The 25,397-nt window shown below is 42.1% G+C and carries 21 protein-coding genes and 3 pseudogenes; 8 read left to right on the forward strand and 16 right to left on the reverse strand.

Translation table 11 applies throughout. The annotated features are described in order from the left end of the window. Window positions 1-13: 13 nt before the first annotated feature. The 4 genes from tsaD to HT680_RS06890 form a co-directional block, all read right to left on the reverse strand. Window positions 14-1,024, reverse strand: coding sequence for a tRNA (adenosine(37)-N6)-threonylcarbamoyltransferase complex transferase subunit TsaD (gene tsaD / locus HT680_RS06875; RefSeq protein WP_173259196.1), 1,011 nt, complete (start codon window positions 1,022-1,024; stop codon window positions 14-16). After that, entirely contained in the window at window positions 1,014-1,451 is a 438-nt protein-coding gene (rimI, locus tag HT680_RS06880) for a ribosomal protein S18-alanine N-acetyltransferase (RefSeq protein ID WP_173259198.1), read from the reverse strand. The genes tsaD and rimI overlap by 11 nt, the downstream gene beginning before the upstream one ends. Further along, a complete protein-coding gene (tsaB, locus tag HT680_RS06885; protein WP_173259201.1) occupies window positions 1,448-2,131 on the reverse strand; it encodes a tRNA (adenosine(37)-N6)-threonylcarbamoyltransferase complex dimerization subunit type 1 TsaB in 684 nt (227 codons plus the stop codon). The genes rimI and tsaB overlap by 4 nt, the downstream gene beginning before the upstream one ends. Before the next feature lie 342 nt (window positions 2,132-2,473). Then, entirely contained in the window at window positions 2,474-2,689 is a 216-nt protein-coding gene (locus HT680_RS06890; RefSeq protein WP_173259203.1) for a hypothetical protein, read from the reverse strand. A gap of 290 nt (window positions 2,690-2,979) precedes the next feature. Between HT680_RS06890 and HT680_RS06895 the strand changes: the two genes are divergently transcribed. Together HT680_RS06895 and HT680_RS06900 are read left to right on the forward strand one after the other, a co-directional pair. Next, on the forward strand, window positions 2,980-3,213 hold the full coding sequence (locus HT680_RS06895; RefSeq protein ID WP_173259205.1) for a DNA-dependent RNA polymerase subunit epsilon: 234 nt from the start codon (window positions 2,980-2,982) through the stop codon (window positions 3,211-3,213). Between the two features lies 1 nt (window position 3,214). Next, window positions 3,215-4,900, forward strand: coding sequence for a ribonuclease J (locus HT680_RS06900; RefSeq protein ID WP_173259207.1), 1,686 nt, complete (start codon window positions 3,215-3,217; stop codon window positions 4,898-4,900). A gap of 36 nt (window positions 4,901-4,936) precedes the next feature. On the opposite strand, the gene mnmG is transcribed toward HT680_RS06900, so the two are convergent. The 9 genes and pseudogenes from mnmG to HT680_RS06940 form a co-directional block, all read right to left on the reverse strand. Next, window positions 4,937-6,850 (reverse strand): tRNA uridine-5-carboxymethylaminomethyl(34) synthesis enzyme MnmG, encoded by a 1,914-nt coding sequence (gene mnmG, locus HT680_RS06905; protein WP_173259209.1) that lies wholly within the window; start codon window positions 6,848-6,850, stop codon window positions 4,937-4,939. An 8-nt stretch (window positions 6,851-6,858) separates the two neighbouring features. Further along, window positions 6,859-7,314: an NUDIX hydrolase gene (locus tag HT680_RS06910; protein WP_173259211.1), complete on the reverse strand. Its 456-nt coding sequence runs from the start codon at window positions 7,312-7,314 to the stop codon at window positions 6,859-6,861. A gap of 139 nt (window positions 7,315-7,453) precedes the next feature. Next, window positions 7,454-8,575, reverse strand: a complete 1,122-nt coding sequence (gene mnmA, locus HT680_RS06915; protein ID WP_173259213.1) for a tRNA 2-thiouridine(34) synthase MnmA — start codon at window positions 8,573-8,575, stop codon at window positions 7,454-7,456. Window positions 8,576-8,944: 369 nt separating this feature from the next. Beyond that, window positions 8,945-10,336 carry an argininosuccinate lyase gene (gene argH / locus HT680_RS06920; RefSeq protein ID WP_173259215.1) on the reverse strand — a complete coding sequence of 464 codons (1,392 nt, stop codon included), beginning with the start codon at window positions 10,334-10,336 and terminating at the stop codon, window positions 8,945-8,947. A gap of 27 nt (window positions 10,337-10,363) precedes the next feature. After that, the gene (locus tag HT680_RS06925) at window positions 10,364-11,560 is read right to left on the reverse strand and encodes an argininosuccinate synthase (RefSeq protein ID WP_084948277.1); all 1,197 of its coding nucleotides are present in this window, start codon (window positions 11,558-11,560) and stop codon (window positions 10,364-10,366) included. 15 nt (window positions 11,561-11,575) lie between these two features. Next, window positions 11,576-12,382: an ABC transporter substrate-binding protein gene (locus tag HT680_RS06930; RefSeq protein WP_173259217.1), complete on the reverse strand. Its 807-nt coding sequence runs from the start codon at window positions 12,380-12,382 to the stop codon at window positions 11,576-11,578. 333 nt (window positions 12,383-12,715) lie between these two features. Continuing rightward, on the reverse strand, window positions 12,716-12,922 hold the full coding sequence (locus HT680_RS09190) for a hypothetical protein (protein ID WP_240146466.1): 207 nt from the start codon (window positions 12,920-12,922) through the stop codon (window positions 12,716-12,718). A gap of 472 nt (window positions 12,923-13,394) precedes the next feature. Beyond that, on the reverse strand, window positions 13,395-14,024 hold the full coding sequence (locus tag HT680_RS06935; RefSeq protein ID WP_173259220.1) for an ABC transporter ATP-binding protein: 630 nt from the start codon (window positions 14,022-14,024) through the stop codon (window positions 13,395-13,397). After that, a pseudogene (locus HT680_RS06940) lies at window positions 14,021-16,129 on the reverse strand (bacteriocin-associated integral membrane family protein). Before HT680_RS06940 ends, HT680_RS06935 begins: the two are co-directional and overlap by 4 nt. 162 nt (window positions 16,130-16,291) lie before the next feature. Between HT680_RS06940 and HT680_RS06945 the strand changes: the two are divergent. Next, window positions 16,292-17,145 (forward strand): annotated as a pseudogene (locus HT680_RS06945) (helix-turn-helix transcriptional regulator). Between the two features lie 50 nt (window positions 17,146-17,195). On the opposite strand, the gene HT680_RS06950 reads toward HT680_RS06945, so the two are convergent. Beyond that, window positions 17,196-17,822, reverse strand: a complete 627-nt coding sequence (locus tag HT680_RS06950) for a LysM domain-containing protein (protein ID WP_173259224.1) — start codon at window positions 17,820-17,822, stop codon at window positions 17,196-17,198. A 240-nt stretch (window positions 17,823-18,062) separates the two neighbouring features. On the opposite strand from HT680_RS06950, the gene sdaAB reads away from it, so the two are divergent. Genes sdaAB through HT680_RS06965 form a run of 3 tightly spaced genes read left to right on the forward strand, consistent with a single transcriptional unit; the run spans window position 18,063 to window position 20,266 of the window. Continuing rightward, entirely contained in the window at window positions 18,063-18,734 is a 672-nt protein-coding gene (gene sdaAB / locus HT680_RS06955; protein ID WP_038804696.1) for an L-serine ammonia-lyase, iron-sulfur-dependent subunit beta, read from the forward strand. An 8-nt stretch (window positions 18,735-18,742) separates the two neighbouring features. Then, window positions 18,743-19,615 (forward strand): L-serine ammonia-lyase, iron-sulfur-dependent, subunit alpha, encoded by an 873-nt coding sequence (gene sdaAA, locus HT680_RS06960; RefSeq protein WP_038805886.1) that lies wholly within the window; start codon window positions 18,743-18,745, stop codon window positions 19,613-19,615. Between the two features lie 21 nt (window positions 19,616-19,636). Continuing rightward, a complete protein-coding gene (locus HT680_RS06965) occupies window positions 19,637-20,266 on the forward strand; it encodes an HAD hydrolase-like protein (protein WP_173259226.1) in 630 nt (209 codons plus the stop codon). A gap of 95 nt (window positions 20,267-20,361) precedes the next feature. Here HT680_RS06965 and HT680_RS06970 read toward each other — a convergent pair whose 3' ends face one another. Then, window positions 20,362-22,212, reverse strand: coding sequence for a nucleoside-diphosphate sugar epimerase/dehydratase (locus HT680_RS06970; protein WP_173259228.1), 1,851 nt, complete (start codon window positions 22,210-22,212; stop codon window positions 20,362-20,364). An 81-nt stretch (window positions 22,213-22,293) separates the two neighbouring features. Next, window positions 22,294-23,124 (reverse strand): glycosyltransferase, encoded by an 831-nt coding sequence (locus HT680_RS06975; RefSeq protein WP_173259230.1) that lies wholly within the window; start codon window positions 23,122-23,124, stop codon window positions 22,294-22,296. Window positions 23,125-23,346: 222 nt separating this feature from the next. Between HT680_RS06975 and HT680_RS06980 the strand changes: the two genes are divergently transcribed. Together HT680_RS06980 and HT680_RS09195 are read left to right on the forward strand one after the other, a co-directional pair. Continuing rightward, the gene (locus HT680_RS06980) at window positions 23,347-24,513 is read left to right on the forward strand and encodes an MFS transporter (RefSeq protein WP_173259232.1); all 1,167 of its coding nucleotides are present in this window, start codon (window positions 23,347-23,349) and stop codon (window positions 24,511-24,513) included. Window positions 24,514-24,715: 202 nt separating this feature from the next. Then, window positions 24,716-25,397: pseudogene (locus HT680_RS09195) on the forward strand (hypothetical protein); the annotation flags it as partial.

The following is a 25,397-nucleotide window of genomic DNA, read 5'->3' on the forward strand; positions in this document are numbered from 1 at the left end:
CAAAGCTGACTCTTTATTCTATAGTATCAAAGGCGAGGCTTGGTTTGGCATTTAGGTCCAAGCTTGCAAAGTTTTCTTTGTTCCACTCGCTAACGCTGGCATAGGCAATCATGCCTGCATTGTCTCCACAGAGACGCAGGGGTGGAATGATGACCTTGACATCTGTGATTTCGGCTGCCAAGCGTTCTCTGAGACCTTTATTGGCCGCCACACCACCTGCCACAACAAGGGTTTTCACGGGGTATTTTTCTAAAGCCTTCTTGGTTTTTGCCATAAGAATATCCATGACAGCTGCTTGAAAGGAAGCACACAAATCCTCCGTAGACAGGCTTTCTCCCTTTTGCTCGGCATTGTGGTGAAGATTGATAAAGGCAGACTTCAAGCCAGAGAATGAAAACTCCAGATTGTCTTCCTTAATCATAGCACGAGGGAAATCATAAATATCCTGACCTTTATGAGCAAGTTCGTCGATCTCACGACCTGCAGGATAGGTCAAGCCCATGACACGGCCGACCTTATCATAGGCCTCACCAACTGCATCATCTCGGGTTTCTCCAACAATCTTGTAATCACCAGCTTCAGAAACATAAACTAACTCTGTGTGTCCACCGCTAACCAAAAGGGCTAGCAAGGGGAACTCCAAAGGCTCCACACTCTGAGCTGCCATGAGGTGACCAGCCATGTGGTTCACAGGAATCAGCGGAAGGCCATGCGCCCAAGCAAAGGCCTTGGCAGCTGACAAGCCAACTAGTAGAGCTCCAACCAATCCAGGTCCACAGGTAACTGCAACAGCTGTCACATCGTTTTCGGTAATTCCTGCTTCTGCTAGCGCCTCCTCGATACAGGCTGTAATGACCTCAACATGGTGACGACTGGCCACTTCTGGCACTACGCCACCAAAACGTTTGTGACTCTCAATTTGACTAGCAATGACATTGGACAAGAGCTGGTCGTCGTTTTTTAAGACAGCGACACTGGTCTCATCACAGGATGTTTCAAATGCTAAAATATATCTATCCTTCATCTATTTCTCTCTTCATGACGATGGCATCCTCGACTGGGCTATGGTAGTAGGCCTTTCGCTCAGCGATGACCGCCATCTTTTCTTTCTTGTAAAATGCTTGCGCTCGGTGATTTGACTTTCTAACTTCGAGGAAAAGCTCCTTATCTGTCGGCAATTGAGCAAACAAGGCTGACGCAATTCCCTGACCCTGATAGGCGTTTTTGACAGCGATTTGTAGGACTTCTGCTTCAAAGAGATTCTCCTGCACGGCTAGAAAGCCAATCACTTCTGCCCCATCATAAGCCAAAGCATACCATGTCTGGTCTTGGGACAGGTCTGCTTGGATTTGTTTCAGCGTCCAAGGGCTGACTGGGTAAACAGCTGCCATGACGGCGTAGATGGCTTGAGCTAGATCAGGTTGCTGTTGAATTCGTTTGATTTCAATCATAAGCGTTTAATGTAAGACTCACCAGACTCGGTGTGGTTCTTGAGCCAATTTTCCTCGGCTTCGACACGCTTGAGGTAATTCGGCACAAAGTCATGTAAGGAGCCTGCTTCCTTATCCCAAGCCAAAAGAGCAAGATTAGCTGCATTTGGCAAGGTCTCTTGGTAGTTAGCTTGTGATAGCTGTTCTTGGATCTGCTCCACAAAGGGACCGACTTCTCCAACAAAAGTCACCTGCTCAGCATCCTTGACCTGCTCTAGCACTTCCGCAAAGGACAGGTGTGCTTCTGGCATGACAGGTTTGGCATTTTCATAAAATCCTGCATAAACATTGTTGCGACGCGCATCCATCAGGGGAACAAGTAAGCCTTCTTGTTGGCGTGGCACCAGAGCCAAGAGGCTAGACATACCAACCAACTCAATGTTCAGGGTATGAGCCAAGGTCTTAGCAGTTGCTACCGCAATTCGCAAGCCTGTGTAGCTACCTGGCCCTTCCGCCACCACGATTCGATCCAAGTTCTTGGGGGTCCAATCCAAACTTGCCATCAAAAAATCGATAGCAGGCATGAGGGTAATACTGTGATTTTTCTTGATATTAATCATCGTCTCAGCAAGAATCTGCTTGTCCTCTAAGATAGCGAGAGAAAGAGCCTTGCTGGACGTATCAAAAGCTAATACTTTCATAACACATTCCTATCTTTTTGTCTGTTTACTATTATACTACAAAAGCCAGCGCATTGGAATTTTCTTTGTTTTGAAACAAAAGAGGCCTGCCACTTAGACAAAGAGGAGGGTACAAAAATTTAAAAAAGTTCTACATTTTTCCTATCTTTTCCGAATATATAAGTGAACAAGGAAATTGAAAGGTTCTTCATAGGAAGTTTAGATAAGTCATATATGCTTTAACTTGATTTTCGATGTTAGAAATCATCGTCATAACAATAAAGAGCTCATCTAAAAATAGAAAAATCCGCCCATCTATCAAGACGAGGTGGATTTTCTGTATATTTAGATGAATAATTGAGCTCAAACATTTAAACCAAAATGAAAAACGAGCCAGACAACATAGGTGACAAGAAGGAGAAAAATTGAATAGAGTGTCACAAAAGCAAGCTTCCAAAGGAATTTTGTTTTGCGGTGTTCTAGATACGTAAAAATAAGATTTCCACCATAGACACAGGCTACAAAAACTATAAACATCAAGAGGCGAGCCCCAATCGCAAATTCAAACAAACTAAACATCCTTAATCCTCCTTGTTTTAAAAGCTATAGGGAATATTCCCATCCATAAACTTCCCTTTCTCTTTCCATTATAACACCTAAGCGCTCTCCGACCAAATCCTACCTGTCTTTTTGCTCCTTCTTCCCCTCCAGACTTTCTCCATTTCCGTCTTTTACTAATTTTTCATTTTGTGGTATAATTGAAATAATTGTAACGAATCAAGGTCAATCTAGACACAAAATGGAATGAAATCAAGCAAATCTATGCTAAAAGTTTGGAATAAGCTGACCTGTAAATAGAAAGGAACTATATGATTTACAAAGTTTTTTATCAAGAAACAAAAGAACGTAGCCCACGTCGTGAAACAACACGCGCACTTTACCTAGACATCGATGCCAACTCAGAACTTGAGGGCCGTATCGTTGCTCGTCAACTTGTCGAAGAAAACCGCCCAGAGTACAACATCGAGTATATCGAACGCTTGTCTGACAAATTGCTAGATTACGAAAAAGAAACTGGCGCTTTCGAAATCACGGAGTTCTAATATGGCCTACACTCTTAAACCTGAAGAAGTCGGCGTTTTTGCCATCGGTGGTCTGGGAGAAATCGGGAAAAACACATACGGAATTGAATACCAAGACGAGATTATCATCGTCGATGCTGGGATTAAATTCCCAGAAGATGACTTGCTGGGTATCGACTATGTCATTCCTGATTACTCTTACATCGTGGACAATATCGACCGTGTCAAGGCTGTCTTGATCACACACGGACACGAGGACCACATCGGTGGGATTCCTTTCCTGCTCAAGCAAGCAAATGTCCCTATCTACGCTGGACCGCTTGCCTTAGCTTTGATCCGTGGGAAACTCGAAGAACACGGTCTCTTGCGCAACGCCAAACTTTACGAAATCAACCACAACACTGAGTTGACCTTTAAAAATCTCAAGGCAACTTTCTTTAGAACAACTCACTCTATTCCAGAGCCTTTGGGGATTGTCATTCATACCCCTCAAGGAAAAATCGTCTGTACGGGTGACTTCAAGTTCGACTTCACTCCAGTTGGAGAACCTGCGGACTTGCACCGGATGGCAGCCCTTGGTGAAGAGGGTGTGCTCTGCCTCCTCTCTGACTCGACAAATGCAGAAGTGCCAACCTTTACCAACTCTGAAAAAGTCGTTGGCCAGTCCATCATGAAGATTATCCAAGGCATTGAAGGACGTATCATCTTTGCATCCTTTGCCTCAAATATCTTCCGTCTCCAGCAAGCAACGGATGCCGCTGTTAAGACTGGACGCAAGATTGCGGTCTTTGGTCGTTCGATGGAAAAGGCCATTGTCAACGGAATCGAGCTTGGCTACATCAAAGCTCCTAAGGGAACCTTTATCGAGCCAAATGAAATCAAAGACTATCCTGCAGGCGAGGTTCTGATCCTCTGTACAGGTAGTCAGGGTGAGCCGATGGCAGCCCTCTCTCGTATCGCCAATGGAACCCACCGTCAGGTGCAACTCCAACCCGGTGATACCGTTATCTTCTCTTCTAGCCCAATCCCTGGAAATACCACTAGCGTCAACAAGCTGATTAACATTATCTCAGAAGCTGGTGTCGAAGTCATTCACGGAAAGATTAACAATATCCACACCTCTGGACACGGTGGTCAGCAAGAGCAAAAACTCATGCTCCGCTTGATTAAGCCCAAATACTTCATGCCTGTCCACGGTGAATATCGTATGCAGAAAGTCCACGCTGGACTAGCAGTGGATACAGGTGTCGACAAGGACAATATCTTTATCATGAGCAATGGTGATGTGCTTGCTCTTACTGCTAACTCAGCCCGTATCGCAGGTCATTTCAACGCTCAAGACATCTATGTCGATGGAAATCGTATCGGTGAAATCGGCGCTGCTGTCCTCAAAGACCGTAGAGATCTATCTGAAGACGGTGTCGTTCTAGCAGTCGCTACTGTTGACTTCAAGTCTAAAATGATCTTGTCTGGTCCAGATATCCTCAGCCGAGGTTTTGTCTACATGCGAGAGTCTGGAGACTTGATTCGCCAAAGCCAGCGTATCCTCTTCAATGCTATTCGTATCGCACTGAAGAACAAAGATGCCAGCGTGCAATCTGTCAATGGTGCCATTGTCAACGCCATTCGCCCCTTCCTCTATGAAAATACAGAACGTGAACCGATTATTATCCCTATGATCCTCACACCAGATGAAGAAGAAGAATAAATCAACTAAACAGCCCCGTCTTCGGAGCTGTTTTTTCTATGCTTTCTTTTCTTGATTTTTAGAAATACTGCGATTTTTACCTTCAAGATACACCATCAAAATAGAAATATCTGCTGGGTTTACACCAGAGATACGGCTAGCTTGCCCGATGGTTTCTGGATTGATGAGTTTGAACTTCTGGCGAGCTTCTGTTGCGATAGAATCAATATCATCCCAATCAATATTAGCTGGAATGCGTTTTTCTTCCATTCGTTTCATCTTGGCAACCTGGTCCATAGCTTTGGAAATATAGCCTTCGTACTTGATTTCTGTTTCAATCAATTCGATAATCTTGTCATCCAAGTCCTCAGCAGCTGGTCCGATGAAGGTCACCACATCCTGATAAGAAACTTCTGGACGGCGGAGGAATTCTTTGGCTGTTACCGCATCTGTCAACGGCTTGAAGCCCATCTCCTCAACCTTAGCATTGGTTTCCTTGACTGGCTTGAGTTTGATGCTATCTAGTCGCTTCATCTCATTGTCAAATTGATTTTTCTTGATTTCAAAACGAGCCCAGCGTTCATCATCCACAAGTCCAATCTCACGACCCATCTCGGTCAAACGCATATCGGCATTGTCATGACGGAGAATGAGACGGTATTCTGCACGACTGGTCAAGAGACGGTAGGGTTCAATGGTTCCCTTGGTCACCAAGTCATCAATCATCACCCCAATATAACCGTCGCTACGCTTCAAAATCAACTCAGGCTTGCCTTGGATTTTCAAAGCAGCATTGATACCAGCGATAATCCCTTGGCCAGCAGCTTCTTCGTATCCTGACGTTCCATTTGTCTGACCAGCAGTAAAGAGTCCTGAGATTTTCTTGGTTTCAAGTGTTGCACGCAACTGGTGTGGCAATACCATGTCGTACTCAATGGCATAACCTGTTCGCATCATCTCTGCATTTTCCAACCCTTTGATAGAATGAACCAACTCACGCTGTACATCCTCTGGCAGACTGGTTGATAGGCCTTGAACATAAACTTCCTCTGTATTGCGCCCTTCTGGCTCAAGGAAAAGTTGGTGGCGTTCCTTGTCCGCAAAGCGCACAATCTTGTCCTCAATCGACGGACAGTAACGAGGTCCCACTCCCTTGACCACACCTGTAAACATAGGCGCACGATGGAGGTTGTTTTGGATAATCTCATGACTGGTACCATTAGTGTAGGTCAACCAGCATGGCACTTGATCCTTGACATAGTCCTCATCACGTGAAGTATATGAGAAGTGATTTGGTACTTCGTCTCCTGGCTGAATCTCTGTCACATCGTAGTTGATAGAAGAAGCCTTGACACGTGGAGGGGTTCCTGTCTTGAAACGACCGATTTCGAGGCCCAACTCCTTGAGGTTGTCAGCAAGGTTAATCGAAGCCAGACTGTGGTTAGGGCCAGACGAGTACTTGAGGTCTCCGATGATAATTTCCCCACGGAGGGCAGTCCCTGTAGTCACGATAACAGCCTTGGCAGCATACTCTTGATGGGTGGCTGTACGAACACCGACAACCTTGCCATCTTCCACCAAGATCTCATCAATCATGGTTTGACGAAGGGTCAGATTCTCTTGATTTTCAACTGTTTTGCGCATTTCCTTAGAATAAAGCTCCTTATCAGCTTGCGCACGAAGGGCACGAACGGCTGGCCCCTTCCCTGTGTTGAGCATCTTCATCTGGATGTAAGTCTTGTCAATGGTTTTGGCCATCTCGCCACCAAGAGCATCGACTTCACGCACGACAATCCCCTTGGCAGAACCTCCGATAGAAGGGTTACATGGCATGAATGCCAACATTTCAATGTTGATGGTCGCAAGCAAGACCTTACAGCCCATACGGCTGGCAGCCAAGGAAGCCTCGACTCCAGCATGTCCCGCACCGATTACAATAATATCGTATTCTTCAGTAAAATTATAAGTCATTTTCTCTCCTATTCCTCAAGATGAATGTGTCGTAGTTGGCCGTCCCAATCTGGTAGGGCTGTTTTTAAAAAAGCTGGGACTAGCTGGATATCCTCAAGCCTATCCAAGTCAATCCACTTACAGGGCTGCCTTTTCTCATCTTCCTGCATGGTCAATGGGGCATCCTCAAACAAGTCCACTAGATAATGAAACTCAATGTTGTGATAGGAAACACCGTCTTGTTCAAAACGATTTTCAACCACGAAAGCTAGCTGCCCAGCTTGAGCTTTGACACCCAGTTCTTCCTTCACTTCACGGACTACCGCTTCTTCCGTGCTTTCATTGACTTGAATCGCACCGCCGATGGTGTAATACTTACCCTTATCTTTGGTGACTAGGAGCTTGCCATTTTGGAGAATCAAGGCTGTCGCCCGAACGCCAAAGACCGTATTTCCTGCTTTTGTCCGAAAGTCTTGTTGAGTCATTTTTATCCTTTCCCTTAAACGACACAAAAACAGTCAAAACTCCAAAGAAGTGCAGGACAAAAAGCCTGCAACATCCATGAGCTTTGACCATCATTTCTATTGCTTTTATTATTGTAGCAAATTGAGAAAATTTGTCAATCTAAATGTACTGACAAACCTGTCCATCTCGATAAGCATTGTCAATCAAGCCACCACCTAGACACTCTTCGCCATCGTAAAAGACAACTGCCTGGCCTGGTGTGATCGCGCGTTGTGGCTCTGCAAAGATGACTTCTGCCTTGTCTCCTTTGACATGTACTGTCACCTTAGAATCAGGCTGACGGTAGCGGAATTTAGCCGTACATTCTAGCGTAAACTCTTCAGGCATCTCACGAGTAAAGTGGACTTGACTGGCTTCTAGGCTTGTTGACATGAGCGAATCATGATAGAAACCTTGGCCGACATAGAGGATATTTTGGCTCAGGTCTTTTCCGACAACGAACCACGGCGCATTGCCACCGCCTTGTTGCCCACCGATACCGAGTCCGCCACGCTGACCGATTGTATAATACATGAGACCTGCATGCTCACCCATATCGCGTCCATCCACAGTCATCATGCGACCAGGCTGAGCTGGCAGATAGTTGCTGAGAAAGTTTTTAAAGTTCTTTTCTCCGATAAAGCAAATCCCTGTCGAGTCTTTCTTCTTAGCAGTCGCAAGTCCTGCTTCTTCTGCGAGTCTGCGAACTTCAGGCTTTTCCAAATGTCCCAATGGGAACATGGTTTTTTGGAGTTGTTCTTGCGAAAGTTGACTGAGGAAATAGGTCTGGTCCTTCCCATTGTCCACGCCACGAAGCATGTGAACGATGCCATCCTCATCACGCGCCACTCGAGCATAATGCCCAGTCGCTACATAGTCTGCACCTAAGGTCATGGCATAGTCCAAAAAGGCCTTGAACTTGATTTCCTTGTTACACATAACATCTGGATTTGGCGTGCGCCCTGCACGGTATTCCGCTAGGAAATACTCAAAGACGCGGTCCCAGTACTCTTTTTCAAAATTGACAGAGTAGTAAGGAATGCCGATCTGGTCTGCCACCGCAGCCACATCCTTGTAATCTTCGGTCGCCGTACAGACGCCGTTTTCATCTGTGTCGTCCCAGTTCTTCATGAAGATACCGATCACATCGTAGCCCTGCTCCTTGAGCAAGAGAGCCGTCACCGACGAATCGACACCACCACTCATCCCTACGACAACACGTGTTTTAGAGTTATCACTCATGGTAAGTCTCCCATCTATTCGTTTATTCATACCCTCAAAATTCTATTCATTATGACTTTCAATAGAATTTCTTTAAGTATAGTCTTTTCGTTTGCTTTTAGGAGTAAAATGGTCTGGGAGACCATTTTAGCCTATCATCTTAAAATGAAAATATGATAGGCAACGAGTCGCAGGCATAACTCAAGTTAGGTAAGACGAGTTAACGACGTAATAAAAGATAAACGAAATGACTAGTTCACGATTGAAGGTCGTGTGTGCTTCACGATTGAAGGTCGCTTGAGCAGTATTCATTATAACACGCTTGGTTGGAGAAGACAAGAAAGAGGCTGATAAATCATCTCAACCTCTCTTTCTTACTTTGCAAATGAATCAATTTTCCCCTTTAAGTTCTTTCTTCGCTTGTTCTATCTGGTATTTCACTTGCTCAAAGCCGGTTCCTCCTAAGGAATTCCGTCTCTGAACAGCGGTTTCTGGGCGCAAGTAGATATAAATATCCTCTTCAATCAAGGGGTGGTAGACTTGCAACTCCTCCAAATCCCAATCTTGGATGTTTTTACTATGCTTGATAGAGTCTAGAACCAATTTTCCTACAATTTCATGCGCTTCTCTAAAAGGGAGGCCTTTTTCTGCCAAATAATCTGCCAGTTCGGTCGCATTCGAAAAATCATTCTCTGTAGATTGCTGCATTTTGGCCTTATTAACCTGCATGCTCGATAGCATACCTGCCAACACATCCAGAGAATTCAAAATCGTTTCTACTGTATCAAACATGCCTTCCTTGTCCTCTTGCAAATCCTTATTATAGGCCAGAGGCAAAGACTTCATGACGGTCAATAGCCCAAGCAAGTGCCCGTAAACCCGTCCTGTCTTCCCTCGAATCAACTCAGCCATATCAGGATTTTTCTTCTGGGGCATGATAGACGAACCCGTTGAAAAGCTATCAGACAAGCTAATATACTGATACTCAAAACTGCACCAATTGATGATTTCTTCACAAAAACGACTCATATGCATCATCAAAATGCTGGCATTTGATAGAAATTCCAAGATAAAATCACGGTCACTCACTGCGTCCAAGGAATTGGTATAGGGTTGTTGGAAACCCAGTAAATCACTCGATAATTGACGATTGATTGAAAAAGTTGTCCCCGCCAAAGCAGCCGCACCTAGGGGAGATAGGTCCGTATGTTTCAAGTTAAATGCAAAGCGCTCGCTGTCCCTTTGGAACATATTGTAATAAGCCATGAGATGGTGGGCAAAACTAATCGGTTGGGCGTGTTGCAAATGAGTATAGCCTGGCATGATGGTTTCCACATGTTTTTCAGCCAAATCCAGCAAAACACCGTTCAGATTCGCCAACTTATCCAAGACATGGCCAAGCTGCTCCTTTAGATATAAGTGCATATCCGTTGCGACTTGGTCATTCCGAGAACGAGCCGTGTGCAATTTCCCAGCCAGAGGACCGATTTTCTCTGTCAGCAACACTTCCATATTCATATGAATATCTTCATTTGCAATATCAAAATGAAGCTCTCCTGCCTCTAAATCTCGCAACAAAGCTTTCAGACCATCTTGGATCTGCTCTGCCTCTTCCAAGCTTAAAATGCCAGTCTGTCCTAGCATTTGAACATGAGCTAGGGAACCCATCAAATCAAATTTGGCCAACTGGTGGTCAAAGGAAATACTTGCACCGAACTGCTCTACCCAATCTTCCACAGTGCCTTCAAATCGACCACCCCATAATTTTGTATTTTTCGACATATCCTGTCGTCCCTTTCTATCGCGTCACTACTCAACATTTTTCTGAACTTCTGAATAAACCTTAGTCGGAAGCCCCCAAAGCTTGATAAATCCAACAGCCGCATCTTGGTCAAAGGTATCCGCACTAGTATAAGTCGCCAAATTTTCATCGTAAAGAGAATTTGGAGATTTCCGCGCCACTACTTGGGCATTCCCCTTATAGAGTTTAACTTTTGCAGTTCCGTTGACAACTTTCTGTGTCTCCTTGATATAGGCAATCAAAGCCTGAGTTGCTGGGCTAAACCACAAGGCATTATAGATGAGATTGGACAACTCATTTTCGATAATAGGTTTGAAATGAGCCACTTCTCTCACAAGAGTCAAGTCCTCAATCTCCTTATGAGCTGCCAATAAAGTCACAGCACCTGGGCACTCATAAATCTCTCTTGACTTAATACCGACTAGGCGATTTTCTACATGATCAATACGACCGACACCGTGTTTACCTGCAATTTCATTTAGCTTTTGAATCAAATCCGCCACTTTCATCTTCTCACCATTGAGAGAGATGGGCACCCCACAGCTAAACTCAATGTCAATAAATTCTGGACTGTCCGGTGCCTCTTCTGGCGAAGATGTGATTCCAAATGCTTCTTCTGGCGCTTGGTTCCAAGGATTTTCCAAGACACCACATTCATTTGCACGTCCCCAAAGATTTTGGTCAATAGAGTAAGGATTGTCAAGGTCAGCAGGAACTGGGACGCCATTTTCTTTGGCATATTGGATTTCTTCTTCACGAGACCATTTCCACTCACGAACAGGCGCAACTACCTTTAGATTGGGATCCAAAGCTGCAATAGAGACTTCAAACCGAACTTGGTCGTTTCCCTTGCCTGTACAACCATGGGCAATTGTGGTTGCCCCCGTCTGATGAGCTATTTCAACGAGTTTTTTTGAAATAAGAGGGCGACTCAGAGCAGATACCAAGGGATACTTCTGTTCATAGTAGGCATGAGCCTGAAGGGCCACTAAAACATAGTCATTAGCAAATTCTTCCTTAACATCAATGACATAAGACTCAACAGCCCCAACCTTGAGAGCTTTATCATGGATGAACTCCAAATCTTTTCCTTCACCCACATCCATACAAACAGCAATCACATCATAGTCTTTTTTTAACCATGTAATCGCAACTGATGTATCCAATCCACCTGAATAGGCTAAAATAACTTTTTCCTTACTCATTTCACTTCCTTCTTTCTATTTTTCGATAGAGGCTTTAAAAGCATCGTCAATCAATTTGTCCAACTCCCCAGAATCCTTCAACTTCTGGATGGTTTTGTCAACCGCCTCTTTCAATTCTTTACTGTCTTTTTTCATCGCAACAGCGTAGGAATCTTCTTTGTCATTGTCAACATCAAACTCAGCGATGACTAGGTCTGGATTATTCTCTACATATCCTTTCGCCACTGGCTCCTCAAAGATAACCGCATCCAGTTGCCCTGATTTCAAGTCTGTTATCAAATTTCCATTTTTAGGAAGTGAAACGAGAGAAGAATTCTGCAAGGTTTCTTTGACCAAAGTTTCCTGGATAGAACCTTTCTGCGCTCCAACCTTTTTCTGAGCCAAATCCTTCACTGATTGGTAATTTGTTAATTCAGATTTTCTTACGATAACCTTATTTTTCGAAGTGTAGTAGGGAATTGAAAAGTCGTAAACTTGACTTCTCTCCTCCGTTTTAGAAATGCCTGATATGGCAAGATCGGCTTTGCCTGAATCAAGACTAGCCAGTACATTGTCAAAACTCATTGGAGAGAACTCCACTTCCACACCTAGCTCCTTTGCGATGGCTTTGGCTAGCTCAACATCTGAACCTACAATCTGATTTTTCCCATCAACCAATTTCTGGTATTCAAATGGAGCAAACTCTGGATTTAGTGCCACCACCAATTTTCCTTTAGCCTTAATGGCTTCAACACCTTGGGACTGACTGTTACTACAAGCAAATAATACGGGAAACATAAGCAAACTAAACATCGTCATCAGCACCTTCTTTACTTTATTCATAGAAAACCTCCTCTTGTTTTTATACTTTTAAATTGTATAAATAATACACTTCTCGAAAACATTTGTCAAGTCAAAACTGAATTTTATTTCATTTTGTTCAAGAAAAAAGCTTATTATGCAATATATTTTTACACATAATAAGCTTATTTATACTATTGGAGTTTTGAAACAATTCGAAACATTGCATTGAATTCATGCAAAAAGAGTATTCCTGAAAAGATATTTACACTTTTTGTTCTAGCAAAACAAAAAAGAGTCCTAAAGGACTCTCAGATTGAAGACAAAGGCCATTTTAGACAATTTTCTTCAATCTGGACACTTTTCAAATCCAGACTATTCTTCATAGAAAAAAGTCCTATAAATTCGAGCAATAGTTAAAATACAAACAAATATAATACCCAAAATAGATAATACTATTTTCACAAAACTCATTTCAGAACCTATGATATATACATGCAAAAGAGGGGTTATTCCTACACATATATACAATAAATAGCTAAGAAATTTTATCTCACCAATTCCTGCAAAAAAATGTTTCATGTAACGATTCTCCATTTGCTCCATTAAATCAGTTTTATTTTAGAATATCATAAAACAATCAACTCTTCAATAAAAACCCTTGGCGAAATACTATTCTAAACCATTGATCGTCCAGATTTCCCAGAATAGAGCTGTCCTAAACATCGAATAGGTCAAATACATACATATCCATGTAATTCTAAGCTTAGAATTGCTATAAAATAAATGTTTTGGGGTTGTCCTAAGTCTTTGATTGCTTAAAATTTTACGTTCTGATGGATTCTAAAGCTAGAATAGCTCAAAATCACGAGAACTAAAGTATTCGAAGCTTAAGAGGCATACGATTTCCATAGGAGATAATTTTAAGGAATATCCTAAAAACAACCGATTTTCTATTTTTATCAATCAAAAAATGTTGATAAATGAGTATTTTAAAATTAAATTTTAAAGGTATCTTTAAGTTTAAAGATTTTTGATAAGATTTCTGTATTTTTCACAATTCAATGACTCGATGGCATTGTTGAGCCACATAGGCATCGTGGGTAACGATAATGACCGTTTTCCCTTCCTTGTTCATATCTAAGAGAAAGTTTAAAACTAAATCTCGATTTTCAGGATCTAAAGAACCGGTTGGTTCATCTGCTAACAGGAGCTGGCTGGGTTTTAAAATGGCTCTAGCAACTGCGATTCGCTGCTGTTCCCCTCCAGATAACTCTGAAACCTTTTGATGTAGAGTTGATGGCAACCCCACTCTCTCTAAAATTTCTTCTATCTTTTTGACTTTGTCTTTCTTGGACAATTTCACATACTTTAGAGCAAGCATGAGATTATATTCTACCGTTTCATTGTCAATCAGAGCAAAATTTTGAAATAGATAAGAGATATGTTCGCGGATAATCGCTTGCGACTTAGCAGAATTGACAGGTACATTTGTCTGACCGAAAATTTCATAATGCCCACTATAATCACCATCTATCAAACCCAAGAGATTTAACAAGGTTGACTTGCCACTGCCACTCTTTCCAACGATGGCAACTAAATCTCCCTGGTTAATTTTTAGAGATAAGTTCTCCAAAATAACTTTTTTCCCAATGGTTTTCGTAACATTTTCCAACTTTATCATAAGATGTCCCCTTTCAATAACTGCGCTACATTTCGTTTTTCCATCTTAGAACCCAAGAAAAGTACAAACAGAATATCTAAGCATGTAAATCCTGCAAAAAGCACGAGTGGAAAAAGAGCATGAGCAAAGAATAACAAAACCATAAAAGGAAGGCTATAAACGGCTAATAGGAGACCCAGCAAGGAACGATACCGATCTATCAATTTCCAGCCCATAAACTTCTTGGTAATAATATCTGTTCGCTTCAATAAGAAAGTTGTTACTAGTAAGAAGTAGGAAATCATCATGCTAAGGAGACCAAACAAAGCAAAGAGTAGATTAAAATTCCGAACAGCATCTCGGTAAGAATCTACCTTCTCTTGTTGAATGGCTTGAATAGATGAAAACTTAAGATAGTTCCCATCTGACAATCTCTCAACTAACGCTGTCACTTCTTTTTGGTGTTGAGCCGTATTTTCGATTTTAATGGGGTTATTTAAGCCTGTTGTTGACAGGGAAGCTTTTTCATCCCACATCATATCAGAATCATTGATCAAGCTAATAATTGGATTGTAGAGATTTTCCTTTCGCTTCTCGTTATAGGGGAAGAATGACCAATCACCTTCATAGTAGGCGATCTCGACATCCATCTCCTCTATCGTTCGTTTTTGCTGCTCCTCATACTTCATCGAAAGATAGGCAATTAATTTCCCCAAGAGCTGATTTTTATCTTCTTCACCTTTCGCACTTGCTGGCATCAAAATAACTTTTTTAGTGCCAGTATCGGGTAGCTTGAATCCCTTGCTCTTTAGAAAATTGCGATTGGCATAGTAAACAGTTAGCATATCAGCCAGTTGATACTGCTGCACTTGTTCTGCAGTGGCAAAATTTTTTATAGGCAGGTTGCCAGTTTGCACATAGCCTGCCTGCGTTTTTTCTACCAAATCCTGATAAAATCGATAGAAATAATCCACTGCTTGCCCTGAGCCTGCCAACTGCTCTTGCCACAGATTATCATTGAGCTGGAAAGTTTCTAAGGTCAGATAATTTCCTTGACTGATCCACTGTTTCTGGTAATCCAACTCTTTGTTTTCTTGCTCCAAACTTTTCCCCACCCCGATCAGTAAAACCGTCAATAAAATGGTGGTTCCAATTTTCATCAAATAATTAAATATCAAACCAAATTTGAAAGATGAAAAACCTTTCAGCAGAGAGCTGATTGTCATTTTTTGGATTAAGAGATAAGTCAACCAACTGATAAAGAGATAAAGTTACAAAAGCAAAAAATGAGATAACCACAGCATAGGGAACAAATCTTTCGGCTTATAATCAAGCAAGAAACACACTCCTAGATTGATCACAAGCGCCCCACCTAGGAGGAGGTAAAGGTTGCCTTTCACAACATCAGCTAAAACAGCCCTATCTTGAAAACCAAGCAACTTTTGTACACCCACTCTTTTCATTTCCATCATCGGCTGATACACTGTTACTAACACAAGAAGTAAAATGGCCAAGACAAAAACAATGGCAGATAAAAGCAAATCTCGATTTAGGACTTCCACTGCACTTTTGTAGGTCGGCTCTAGCAAGGTAGCCTGGTCTATCTTGAAAAAATCGCTCCATTTCTGTACAATCCTATCCTTGTCCATCTCTTGAGTTGAACTAATCGTGTAGCGACCATTTAAACTACGAGATGTATCCTTGATATAGGTTTGAAAAGTCATAAGCTGAATAGGCTTGGCTTTTAGAAAGGTCGGAATCGTACCAAGTTTGTTGGAAATTTCTTTATTACTATAGACTCCTTCACCATCTTTGGTAAAATCAAGGGAAGAAAGTCCAAACTCTTGGTAGGGAAAGGTATCTTTATCAAAAACACCAGACTTAATCACCTCATCACCGCTGTCTGTTTTGATGATGTAGACTTTGTATTCCTTTGATACATCCTCAAAAAATCGAAGTACAGATGCTGCAGGTTCGTTAATCTCTTTCAAATATACATCCAAAGAACCCGCTGTCTTTCCCATTTCCTGAATCCGAACCACTTCTCGTGTGTAGTTTACATTAAAAACAAAAAAAGTAGTACACAGAAGCAGAAGTAACATACAGAAATTACTGATTTTTTTCATAAAGATACCCCCTTAGTACTTTATCATCTTCGTCGTAGAATTTGTTACCCTTTTTCAAAAATTTATTTTAGATTTCTTTTTTACTTTTTATACTACTATGATACAATATTTTTAATCAATTTCTATTTTTTGTTAACTTTTTTCACACATAAGGAGGAGATTATGCGCTACGATTTTGGAAATGTTTATAAAGAAATCCGTGAGTCAAAAGGGTTGACCCAAGAAGATGTCTGTGGCAGCGTCCTTTCAAGAACCAGTCTATCAAAGATTGAAAGTGGCAAGACAACCCCAAAATATGAAAATATGGAGTTTCTTCTACGGCAAATCAATATGAGTTTTGAAGAGTTTGACTATATCTGCCATCTCTATCAACCTAGCCAACGCACAGAAATTATGCAAACCTATCTCAATATGAGCTCAATCCTAGGGACTAGTGAACTCGAAAAACTATTCCAAAAATGTCAAGACTACCTCAAAACTCACCACGACCTCCCCATCAAAGAGATACGAGATATGCTAGAAATTGTTATCTATATCCGCCAAAATGGGACTAAAAAACTGTCAATCGAAGTTAACAATACTGTAAAGAAGCTATGGAAGAAGATAGAAAAGCAGGACACTTGGTACGAGAATGACTTAAAAATCCTCAATACCATTCTCTTTACCTTTCCTATAGAGCATATCCATCTCATCACCGGAAAAATCTTGCGACGCTTAGAAGTCTATAAAAACTATCAACATTTATATGACTTGCGAATGGCAATCCTACTCAATCTATCTACCATATACTTGTACAATCAAGATAGAAATATGTGTCAACAAATCTGCTACACTTTACTGGAGGATGCCAAGAACAAGAAAAGCTACGATAGGCTTGCCATCTGCTATATTCGTATTGGGATTTGTACGGATGATTCTAAACTTATTCAAAAAGGATTCTCCCTTCTGGAGCTAACCGATGAAACCTCCATGCTATCTCATAAGTAGAAACCTATTATCAACCGAAGGAAATATAAAAAAGTCGAGGGGTTTCCTCGACTTTTCATATTATTCTGTTAGTTATTTCTTAATACCAACCGTTGTTAAGCCAGAAGTTCTTGGCAGCTGTCCATGAACCGTAACGTCCTGCAACGTAGGCATCTGCTACACGTTCTTGGTTTTCAGCTGAGTAGTCACCGTTCAAGTATGAATCTGTCAATTGGTAACGTCCGATGTAACGTCCGTTTGTAGCTGTGTAGCTACCGCCTGATTCTTTTTGAGCGATCCATTCTTTGGCTTCTGCTTCAGAACCACTTACAGTTGAAGCTGTGTAACTTCCTTCTTCATAAGAAGTGCTGGTTGTAGCAGCTGGCGCTTCGTAAGTTGTTGTTTCAGTTATTTCTTCGTAAGTCGTAGTCTCTTCGATTGTTTCTCCTGTTGCAGCTGGTGCTTCATAAGTTGTCGCAGCTGGTGCTGTCCCTTCGATGACCAAAACTTGGTCCACAAAGATCAGATGAATATCCTCTATCTTGTTTTTTTCTGCCAATTTTTCAACCGTAGTGTTGTACTTCTCAGCGATTTCTGAAAGAGTGTCACCTGGTTTAACTGTATAAGTGATTGTTTCATCTGCAAAAGCAAGTGATGGTGCAAGGAAAGCAAGGAAAGTTGCTGCTCCTGCAAGAGTTAATTTGATTTTTTTAGTTGTTAATGTCATTTCTAAAAATTCTCCTTTTTACTATGCTTCTATCATACCGTTTGAATATTACTATTTCTTGACGGTTTCGTGTAGAAATATTACAAAAATATTTTATATTTACTGAAACATTGATATTTTTGTCATAAAAGACAAGATTTTATACTACTTTTATCCATTTTTTCAGTTTTATAAGGGAAATAAGCACAGAATTTCATTCTTTGATATAATAGAAACAAGAATCTTTGTAAGGGGAAACAGATGCACTCACTTCGTTTTCAATCTGTCTTTGATATTATCGGCCCTGTCATGATTGGCCCATCAAGTAGCCATACAGCTGGTGCGGTTCGTATCGGAAAAATCGTGTCTTCTATCTTTGGTGATAGACCGACAGAGGTGGAATTCCAACTATTTAATTCATTTGCCAAGACCTACCGTGGCCACGGGACTGACCTAGCTCTCGTTGCAGGTATTTTAGGCATGGATACGGACGATCCCGACATTCCCAATAGCCTTGAGATTGCCCATAAACGTGGCATCAAGATTGTCTGGACCATTCAGAAAGACAGCAACGCTCCTCACCCTAACACCACTAAAATTACTGTGAAGAATGAACACAAATCCATTAGTGTGACGGGGATTTCTATTGGTGGGGGAAATATCCAAGTTACGGAACTTAATGGTTTTGCCGTTTCTCTCAATATGAATACCCCGACCATCATCATCGTGCATCAGGATGTTCCGGGGATGATTGCCCATGTTACTGAAGCCCTCTCTCGTTTCGATATCAACATCGCTCAGATGAATGTGACTCGGGAAAAAGCTGGAGAAAAAGCCATCATGATCATCGAAGTCGATAGTCGAAGTTGCGAAGAGGCGATTGAAGAAATCCGAAAAATTCCTCATCTCCACAATGTCAATTTCTTTAAGTAGGAGGAAACATGTTTTATTCTATCAAAGAATTGGTTGAGCAAGCAGATCTAGACTTCCAAGGAAATGTCGCAGAACTCATGATCGCGACAGAATATGAACTGACCGGCCGGGAACGTGCAGAAGTTCTCCTCCTCATGGAGCGCAATCTAGAAGTCATGAAAGCCTCTGTTGAGCTCGGTCTTAGTGAAAACAAATCTCGTAGTGGCTTAACGGGTGGCGATGCAGCCAAGCTAGATCGCCATCTCAAAAGTGGCAAGGCCTTGTCTGACTTTACCATCCTATCAGCTGCCCGAAATGCCATCGCGGTCAATGAACACAACGCTAAAATGGGCTTGGTCTGCGCCACTCCAACCGCAGGAAGTGCTGGCTGTCTGCCTGCCGTTCTTACTGCAGCTATTCAAAAACTTGACCTCAGCCACGAAGAACAGCTGGATTTCCTCTTTGCTGCGGGTGCCTTTGGATTGGTTATCGCAAACAACGCTTCTATTTCAGGTGCTGAAGGTGGCTGCCAGGCCGAAGTTGGCTCTGCCTCCGCCATGAGTGCCGCAGCCTTGACCTTGGCTGCAGGTGGAACGCCCTATCAAGCTAGTCAAGCCATCGCTTTTGTCATTAAAAATATGCTAGGTCTCATCTGTGACCCCGTCGCTGGTTTGGTCGAGGTTCCCTGTGTCAAACGAAATGCCATGGGAGCTAGCTTTGCCTTTATCGCGGCAGATATGGCCTTGGCAGGTATCGAGTCTAAGATCCCTGTTGACGAAGTCATCGATGCCATGTACCAAGTCGGATCGAGCCTCCCAACTGCCTTCCGAGAAACGGCTGAAGGTGGACTCGCAGCCACCCCTACTGGCCGTCGCCTACAAAAAGAAATCTTCGGAGAATAATCTTATCTAATAGGAGAAACTATGTCATCAATCTCAGCCATCTTTTTCGATCTAGACGGAACCCTCGTTGACAGTTCCATCGGAATCCACAATTCCTTTACTCATACCTTTGAACAACTGGGAGTTCCGACTCCTGATGCTAAAACAATTCGTGGTTTCATGGGTCCACCGCTTGAAACTAGTTTTGCAACTTGTCTCCCAAAGGAGCAAATCTCGGAAGCTGTTCAAACCTACCGTTCTTACTACAAGAAAAAAGGGATCCACGAAGCGCAGCTCTTCCCCAAAATAACGGAATTGCTTCAAGAACTCTCACAAACCTATCCTCTCTATATCACCACAACAAAGAATACTCCTACTGCTCATGATATGACTAAAAATCTGGGAATCCATCATTTCTTTGACGGCATTTACGGTTCTAGTCCTGAAACACCACACAAGGCGGATGTCATCCGTTATGCCTTGCAAACGCATCAACTCCTCGCAGACCGAGTCCTCATCATCGGAGACACCAAGTTTGATATGATCGGAGCCCAAGAAACTGGCATTAAAAAGTTCGCTGTTACTTGGGGATTTGGAGAAGAGGCTGATTTACTCAGCTATCAACCCGACTGGATTGCCCATACAATCGATGATATCATCAGTCAGCTATAACATGCTAATAGCTTCAAACTACAGAGTAAAAAGACCAAGGTTCTGTCTATACAAAACCTTGGTCTTTGATTTATGTTTAATTGTATGAGTCACTCTTACTCAATATGAGTTGTTTCATTTGCAAAGGAAATGATCGCTTCTTTAAGCTCATCTCCACTGAGTGAACGGAACTCCTCAATTTTCTGATTGATGGCTTCTAGTGGCATGACATTTACCTTACCAACGAAAATCTTGTCCATAACTTGGTTATCAACCAATTCGGTCGAAACCAAGAGTTCCTCATAGAGTTTTTCACCCGGACGAATACCGACCTCAACGATTGGAATTTCACTTTCCGTGTGCCCGCTTAGAAGCACCATTTTCTTAGCCAAGTCGTAGATCTTGACTGGTTTGCCCATATCGAGGATAAAGACTTCTCCGTCCTTGGCATAAGCACCAGCATGGATTACCAGACGGCTAGCCTCTGGAATAGTCATGAAGTAACGTGTCATACGGAAGTCTGTCACTGTTACAGGGCCGCCTTCAGCAATCTGACGTTCAAAGACAGGAATCACACTACCACGACTACCGAGAACATTCCCAAAACGAACTGCACAGTAGGTTGATTTGCTACGTTGGTTAAAGCCAGTGACAATCAACTCTGCCACACGCTTGGTTGCGCCCATAACATTCGGTGGATTGACCGCCTTGTCAGTCGAAATCATGACCATCTTAGGTACTTTAGCTGCATCAACAGCCTTGGCAACATTGTAGGTTCCGAGGATATTGTTCTTGAAGGCTTCTTTTGGATTGCGTTCCATCATCGGAACGTGTTTGTGAGCAGCAGCATGGTAAACGATAGCCGGTTTGTACTGTTCAAACACCTGCAAGAGACGGTCATAATCCTGAATATCTGCAATAACAGGAACATAATCAATCCCTTGGAATGTACGGATCAATTCATGATAAACGAGATAGATTGAGTTTTCACCATGTCCAAGCAAGATGACACGCTCTGGATTGAAGCGGCTAACCTGACGACAAATCTCCGAACCAATCGAACCACCTGCTCCTGTCACCAAGATGGTCTTGCCTGTAAGCTCTGCACCCAGACGGGATTCGTCAAGACGGATTTCCTGACGCCCCAAAAGGTCTGTGATGTCAATTTTCTGGAAGCCACTACCTGGTTGGTGAAGCCCCTGAACAACTGTTTCAACCTTAGGCATCTTGTAACATTTGATACCGAGTTTATTACACATCTGCAGGATACGTTCGTACTCTGACGGGTCAAGCGAAGGGATGGCCACGATGACGCGCTCGATTTGGTGGCGTTTGGCCAATTCAGGCAGATTATCATAGGAGCCCAAAACTGGGATTCCACCTAGTTTTTGTCCCTTTTTCTTTTCATCATTATCCAATATCCCCACTAGCTCAAGGTCACTAGTTGGGTGTTGATAGCTGTTCATAAAGAGGGCACCACCATCACCAGCACCAATCAAGAAGGTACGACGATGTTCACCATCTCCACTACCTTGCTTGCGCTTAGAATAAATCAGCTGCCAAGTGATACGAGGGAGCAAGATCAGGAAGGTACTCAATAAGATAAAGAGTATGATGAATCGGATAGAAAATAGAGGAAGAAAAGCGTAGCAAAGTCCGTAAGAGACAATGCTGCTGACGGTTACGCCAAAAAAGATTTTTAAGAAATCTGTGATTTTACTATAGCGACTAATACTCGCATTGAGCCCCCAAAATCCAATCATGATTTGATAGAAGAGGAAAGCCAAACCAGTATAGATAACATAGTCCACAGGCGCTGGGTTAATCAAGCCATAAAAGAGAATGTAAGACACGATGATGGAAACCACCATACTAATAATGTCAAATACACCCCAGAACACCTGCTTTTGCTGTTTATTTAAAATTTCAACCAGATCAATTACATAATCTGTTAGTTTTTTATTCATAGGAATTTACTCTTTCTTAAAAGAATGCAAATAAATATACCGTCATTATAACATTTTTTGGCTATTTTATCTTTTACAATACTATTTATTTTTTCTTAATAATTTCACAAAAATAAACTGACGTACAAAACCTGGACAAAGTGCCACAATCGCCTGAATGGCAATGCTTTTCGCATATTCCATGTAGGAAATTTGCCCTCTTTCAAGCATGCGCTGACGAGCTTGGCGATAGAGTTTGAGGTAGCGCAAACCACCTCGACGTTCGAACATCCCTGCACCGACACGAACCTGACACAAGATCTGATTGAGGTTTCCAGTCTTAGCACCTGCGGCAATCATATTGAGCCAGAGGAGATCATCCTCCATATAAAGTCCGTCTTCGTAGTTGCCCGCCTTGAGGACCATGTCCTTTTTGAACATGACTGTCATATGGTTAAAGGCGCTTCTCATTCTCTGATAGGCCACAATGTCTGCGTGCTGAGTAGGAACACGACGGTAAGAAACAATCTCGTCAGGGTTATCAATAAACTCTGCAATATGTCCACCTAAGAGGTCCAGATTTTCCTGCTCCATTAGTTGGACTTGCTTTTCAAAGCGGTCAGCTACCGCTATATCATCTGTATCCATACGAGCGATGATATCGTACTGACACTGTAAAACACCGGATCGAAGAGCCAAACCTAAACCTTGATTTTCTTCCAAGGGGCAACGCTTAACTGGAATCTCTGACTGCGCTTCCACTTCATCTAGCACCTGATAGAGTTCGGGCGTGAGCGGCCCGTCCTCAACAAGAACAAGCTCACTCGGTTTTAAGGTCTGGTTTTGAACACTTTTGATGGCATCTCTCAAAAATGTCGGATTTTCCTTTACATAGACCGACATCAAGACGCTGATTTTTTGCTTTTCAGACACAGTTTTTCTCCAATTTATAGATTTCCTTCCACTATTTTATCACAAAATTTCCTAGTTTCCTATTTTTATCTCAAATCAAGAAAAATTCTGGTAAAGAAATCTGTCCCCTTTCACTCTATTTTCAGTTAAATCGTTCTAGCTTTCTTAGCAGTCCTCTCCTTGACATTGTAAGAAAAAAACCTTAAAATAAGCTGTTATTAAAATCATCCTATCGAGGTTTTTATGAAAAAACAATCACTCTTTTTTGTTCTAGGAATTGTCTTAATCGGGACTGTTTTACGCTCTCCTTTTACTGCTCTTCCAACTATTTTAGGAGATATCGCTCAGGGACTGGGAGTGGAGGTTAGCTCTCTTGGGATTTTAACCAGTCTCCCTCTCTTGATGTTTGCTCTTTTCTCAGCTTTCGCGAGTCGCTTGGCACAAAAGATTGGACTGGAGCATCTCTTTACTTACTGTCTCCTCCTCTTAACTGTTGGCTCTGTCATTCGGATTTTCAATCTTCCCCTTCTCTATCTAGGAACTCTGATCATCGGAGCGAGCATCGCCATTTTCAATGTACTCCTCCCAAGTATGATCCAGGCAAATCAGCCTCAAAAGATTAGTTTCCTAACAACTCTCTATGTCACTGCCATGGGGGTTTCAACGGCCATCGCTTCTTATCTTTCGGTCCCTATCACCCAAGCTAGTTCTTGGAAGGGCCTCATCCTCGTTCTCAGCTTTCTCTGTCTGGTCACTCTGCTAGTCTGGTTGCCAAATCATCGCCACAACCACTATCTAGAAGGACAGCAAGAAAAGAAATCGAAAGAGAATATTCTAAAAAGCAAATCTGTCTGGGCCATCATTGTCTTTGGCGGGTTTCAGTCCTTGCTCTTTTATACAAGTATGACCTGGTTGCCAACGATTGCCATTGGTGCTGGTCTTTCTAATAAGGATGCGGCTCTCCTTGCTTCTATTTTCTCACTGATCAGCATTCCTTTTTCGATGACCGTTCCAAGTCTGACGACTCGTCTGTCAGATGGTCACCGTCGAATCATGCTGGCAATTATCTCTATCGCTGGGATGACAGGAATTGCCATGCTCTTGTATCCAACCAATAATTTCCTCTACTGGTTAGTCGTCCACCTCTTGATTGGAACGGCCTGCAGTGCCCTCTTCCCCTACCTCATGGTTTGCTTTTCTCTTAAAACCAGTTCTCCTGAAAAGACAGCTCAGCTGTCAGGACTGGCGCAAACAGGTGGGTATATCTTGGCGGCCTTTGGTCCTACCTTGTTTGGTTATAGTTTTGAACTTTTCCAATCTTGGATTCCAGCCGTCCTTGCCCTTCTAGTCATCGATATCATCATGACCGTCTCACTCTTTATGGTGGATCGGGCTGATAAGATTCTCTAATTTTCTAAAATCTATCACAACCATAAACAATGCAAAGCTAGACTCTGTCTGGCTTTTTAGGCGTTTCTAGCAACAAAAAGCACCATCCATCTGTTAGCAGAAAGATGGCATTTTTGATATAATAAGATGTATAGAAACTAATTGTCATGCGAAAAATAAATTAGTTTATAAGACAGCTACTATTTTAAATGAGGTGTACAGAATGGATGAACTGAAATACAATTTGGATCAAAGTTTAGCAGAGTTAGATCAGCTCTTTGACTTATCAGCAAAGGAGACAGATAAGACTGCCTGCGAAGCTCTAGCAGAAAAAGCAAGAATAATTTATGAGCAATACCCTGAATCAGAAGACATTGCGTTGCGGTATGCTAGGATTTTGTTCAATTTGTCAGTTGAACAAGTAAATGTAGAAGAGAGAGGGAATACCGCTAATTTAGTCAAACAAATCTTTGAGAAGTTCAACCAGTCTGAAGATATTGCGTTACAGTATGCTATGGCTTTAGTCAATTTGTCAGCTAAACTTGAGGAACTACTAAACACTGCTAATTCAATCAAACAAATTTTTGAGCAGTTCAAGGATTCTGAAGACATTGCGTTACGATATGCTATGGTTTTAGTCAATTTGTCAGTTGAACAAGTAAATGTAGAAGAACTAGACAAGACTATGAATTCAGTCAAAAAAATTTTTGAGCAGTTTAAACAGTCTGAAGACATTGCTTTACGATATGCTATGGTTTTAGTGAATTTGTCAGTTGAACAAGTAAATGTAGAAGAACTAGGCAAGACTGTAAATTCAGTCAAAAAAATTTTTGAGCAGTTTAAACAGTCTGAAGACATTGCTTTACGATATGCTATGGTTTTAGTGAATTTGTCAGTTGAACAAG

The sequence above is a fragment of the Streptococcus sp. 5905 genome (genome assembly GCF_013276505.1).
Classification (GTDB): Bacteria; Bacillota; Bacilli; order Lactobacillales; family Streptococcaceae; genus Streptococcus.

Excerpts from the sequence above, each read along its gene's own strand:
- tsaD (WP_173259196.1), bottom strand. The coding sequence starts at position 1,024 with ATGAAGGATAGATATATTTTAGCATTTGAAACATCCTGTGATGAGACC.
- rimI (WP_173259198.1), bottom strand. The coding sequence starts at position 1,451 with ATGATTGAAATCAAACGAATTCAACAGCAACCTGATCTAGCTCAAGCC.
- tsaB (WP_173259201.1), bottom strand. The coding sequence starts at position 2,131 with ATGAAAGTATTAGCTTTTGATACGTCCAGCAAGGCTCTTTCTCTCGCT.
- HT680_RS06890 (WP_173259203.1), bottom strand. The coding sequence starts at position 2,689 with ATGTTTAGTTTGTTTGAATTTGCGATTGGGGCTCGCCTCTTGATGTTT.
- HT680_RS06895 (WP_173259205.1), top strand. The coding sequence starts at position 2,980 with ATGATTTACAAAGTTTTTTATCAAGAAACAAAAGAACGTAGCCCACGT.
- HT680_RS06900 (WP_173259207.1), top strand. The coding sequence starts at position 3,215 with ATGGCCTACACTCTTAAACCTGAAGAAGTCGGCGTTTTTGCCATCGGT.
- mnmG (WP_173259209.1), bottom strand. The coding sequence starts at position 6,850 with ATGACTTATAATTTTACTGAAGAATACGATATTATTGTAATCGGTGCG.
- HT680_RS06910 (WP_173259211.1), bottom strand. The coding sequence starts at position 7,314 with ATGACTCAACAAGACTTTCGGACAAAAGCAGGAAATACGGTCTTTGGC.
- mnmA (WP_173259213.1), bottom strand. The coding sequence starts at position 8,575 with ATGAGTGATAACTCTAAAACACGTGTTGTCGTAGGGATGAGTGGTGGT.
- argH (WP_173259215.1), bottom strand. The coding sequence starts at position 10,336 with ATGTCGAAAAATACAAAATTATGGGGTGGTCGATTTGAAGGCACTGTG.
- HT680_RS06925 (WP_084948277.1), bottom strand. The coding sequence starts at position 11,560 with ATGAGTAAGGAAAAAGTTATTTTAGCCTATTCAGGTGGATTGGATACA.
- HT680_RS06930 (WP_173259217.1), bottom strand. The coding sequence starts at position 12,382 with ATGAATAAAGTAAAGAAGGTGCTGATGACGATGTTTAGTTTGCTTATG.
- HT680_RS09190 (WP_240146466.1), bottom strand. The coding sequence starts at position 12,922 with ATGAAACATTTTTTTGCAGGAATTGGTGAGATAAAATTTCTTAGCTAT.
- HT680_RS06935 (WP_173259220.1), bottom strand. The coding sequence starts at position 14,024 with ATGATAAAGTTGGAAAATGTTACGAAAACCATTGGGAAAAAAGTTATT.
- HT680_RS06950 (WP_173259224.1), bottom strand. The coding sequence starts at position 17,822 with ATGACATTAACAACTAAAAAAATCAAATTAACTCTTGCAGGAGCAGCA.
- sdaAB (WP_038804696.1), top strand. The coding sequence starts at position 18,063 with ATGCACTCACTTCGTTTTCAATCTGTCTTTGATATTATCGGCCCTGTC.
- sdaAA (WP_038805886.1), top strand. The coding sequence starts at position 18,743 with ATGTTTTATTCTATCAAAGAATTGGTTGAGCAAGCAGATCTAGACTTC.
- HT680_RS06965 (WP_173259226.1), top strand. The coding sequence starts at position 19,637 with ATGTCATCAATCTCAGCCATCTTTTTCGATCTAGACGGAACCCTCGTT.
- HT680_RS06970 (WP_173259228.1), bottom strand. The coding sequence starts at position 22,212 with ATGAATAAAAAACTAACAGATTATGTAATTGATCTGGTTGAAATTTTA.
- HT680_RS06980 (WP_173259232.1), top strand. The coding sequence starts at position 23,347 with ATGAAAAAACAATCACTCTTTTTTGTTCTAGGAATTGTCTTAATCGGG.